The 2,622-nt window shown below is 43.6% G+C and carries 2 protein-coding genes; one reads left to right on the top strand and one right to left on the bottom strand.

Annotated features, from left to right (window positions below):
• On the bottom strand, positions 1-1,427 hold a 1,427-nt coding region (locus IQ229_RS23470; RefSeq protein WP_194047894.1), incomplete at its 3' end, for a SagB/ThcOx family dehydrogenase.
• A 232-nt stretch (positions 1,428-1,659) separates the two neighbouring features.
• Between IQ229_RS23470 and IQ229_RS23465 the strand changes: the two genes are divergently transcribed.
• A complete protein-coding gene (locus IQ229_RS23465; protein WP_194047892.1) occupies positions 1,660-2,508 on the top strand; it encodes an alpha/beta fold hydrolase in 849 nt (282 codons plus the stop codon).
• Positions 2,509-2,622 lie beyond the last annotated feature (114 nt).

Below are 2,622 nucleotides of genomic sequence, written 5' to 3'. Positions count from 1 at the left end.
CCTACATTCAGGTGCATTGCTGCTAAATTCAGGCGTTGTCCCAAATGACCGGCATCCATGTGTAAGTAACGGTAAACGCGATCGCCATATTGTGCGATCGCAGCTTTCAAGTCGGCTGTATGAAATAACACCGCTGCTGCATCCCGTCCCAATTCTTGCCCCAAACAGAGAAAATGTAACTCTCGCCGAAAGTTTTTAAACCGGATTTGGCGTAATTCTTGGGCTTTGGGCGCGTAATAGTAACAACCTGCCTCCAGTCCTTTGACTCCGCAAACAGCAATGAATGTTTCGATTAAATTTAGATCGAAGTAGTCTGGAGAAATATCTAAGCTTTGGTCGATGTAATTTTGCGGTTGGTAAGTGAAATCGAGTAAACTTTTCAATTCATCAAAGCTTAAATCATCACCATTGTAAGCGCGGGTAGAGCGTCGCTTATACATAGTGGTTTCCAGTTCTGATAGTTTTTGTCCCCAGTTTATAGGTGCGGTGGTGGTGGGAATTTTTAAACAGAAAGGAAAATTGTATTTATCCTCTAAAGATTTTTCTTGTTTAATAGTTGGTAGATTAAGATTACCAGTTACACCTGATTGGATCTCGGTGTGTCGATGGAAATATGTTAATAGTTCGCCATCAGGGATTTGAGGATAACTGGTTTCGGTGGCGGAAGGTAAAGCAGTACATCCCAATGGCAAATTTTGATTCACATCTAACAAGTCTGCCAGAGGTAAGACAGCGATCGCACCTTCTTGTTGCGGATCGACATAAAGCAGATCGTTGACCGATTCATCCACAAAGCCGCCGATTAAATGGGGGCGATAATCAGTAATCGCACCAGCTAACTCGATATTACCCAACAGATGTCCCGTATCCAGAAAAATCCGACGGTAAGCCCGATCTTCATAGCGCCACGCAGAACGATAGAATACCGCAGTGATAATAATTGCCAATTGGGTATTTTCTAAAGAAGGATGCCAGAAACAAGACTCTTGAAGAGTTTGCCAAACATCATTTTCCCAATAATGCATGAGAGAATGAGTTCGACACTGGTAGTTATATAGACCAGGTGGCAATAACGACGTCCCACGGGAAACCACATACATCTCAGCAGGGTATAATCCGCCTGCACTGGGAGCAGCGCGTAAATACACTGCACTACCCATAGAAGGCATTTTCGCCGTTAATCCATAACTGCGAAACAATAGCCGTGAAAGTCTTTGCCACCATTGAGCATCTGGATTATTAGCATAAGCCTCTGCTTTTTCTTGGATATAGGGTTTGAGATCAAAAGTAGAGCCAATTTTGTACTCTTTAAAGGGCACTGGCTGTTTAGTCCAGTCTAACCGCTGACTTTTGGAAGCGAGAGTCTCAGGGTTGTATTTAGTCCGTTCGTGATAATGCTGGGCAATCGATTGGTGTAATTCTGGCATAGTACTTTTAATATCCTTGGGGCATCCTTTTCTTGATCTTGGCATTCATTAGCCTCATTGTTTCGTGTCAATTGGTACAATCCTCAGAGTCATAAAGTGGTAAACGGTAACAATTAAATTTGTCATTAGTCATTAGTCATTGGTCATTTGTCATTAATTATCCTCCCCTGCTCCCCATCTTCTTTCGCAGTACTATATAAACGCAAAACTATCTACGCCTGGATGTGCAATGATGCCTGTACGTCAAACTTTATCAAAGCCTGATATCCAACTTTCTTATTTAGAATGGAATCAAGGTCAAGAACCTTTACTGCTGTTACATGGCTTAGGCGATCATGCTCTGGTGTGGTCTAGTTTAGGAGATTGCTTGGCGGCGGATTACCACATAGTTGCGCCAGATATGCGCGGACATGGCCAAAGTAGTAAACCAGAGATAGATTATAGCTTTGAGAGTGCGATCGCAGACCTGGAAGCACTCATGGATAGTCTTGGATGGACTTTTGCCCATATTGTAAGTCACTCCTGGACAGGCAAATTAGCCGCCATCTGGGCAAGACAAAACCCAAAGCGTTTACGGAGTATAATTCTCGTCGATCCGATTTTTATCTGGAAAATGCCCAGTCTTCTCAGGGTAACTTTCCCAATGTTATATCGCTTCTTGCCTTTTCTTAAAAGTATGGGGCCCTTTGCCAGCCAGGAAGAAGCGGAACAGCAGGCACGGCAATTAAAGCAATATCAAGGATGGAGTTCCTTACAAGAGCAAGTCTTCCAAGCAGGAATAGAACAAAAACCCGATGGGAGTTGGGGCAGCAAATTTACCATAGCCGCCCGCGACGGAATTTTTGAGGCAGTGATGCAAGTGCCAGGTTTTACAATTCCTCTTGACACCCCTGCCCTATTCGTCCAGCCAAAACAAGGACTGAACCGCCAAAATTGGCAAATTCAACCCTACAAAACCTATCTTCAAAATTTACGTATCTGCCAAGTTCCCGGCAATCATTGGCCGTTTTTGACACAACCAGAGGCATTTAACCAAACTGTGGCAGCTTTCTTGGCAGAACACAAATCAAAAATCTCATGATTATTTGAACGGGATTAGTCATACAGCAACAGAAGAATTAATAGGAGCGATGTCTAGGGGAATTGGGCATTGGGCATGGGGAATAGGGCATTGGGCATTGGGTATGGAGAAGAG

This window comes from Nostoc cf. edaphicum LEGE 07299 (assembly GCF_015207245.1).
GTDB classification, from domain to species: Bacteria; Cyanobacteriota; Cyanobacteriia; order Cyanobacteriales; family Nostocaceae; genus Nostoc; species Nostoc edaphicum_B.
Note: the sequence above shows the minus strand (reverse complement) of the source record. Positions and strands in the feature narration are given on the sequence as shown.

Excerpts from the sequence above, each read along its gene's own strand:
- IQ229_RS23465 (WP_194047892.1), top strand. The coding sequence starts at position 1,660 with ATGCCTGTACGTCAAACTTTATCAAAGCCTGATATCCAACTTTCTTAT.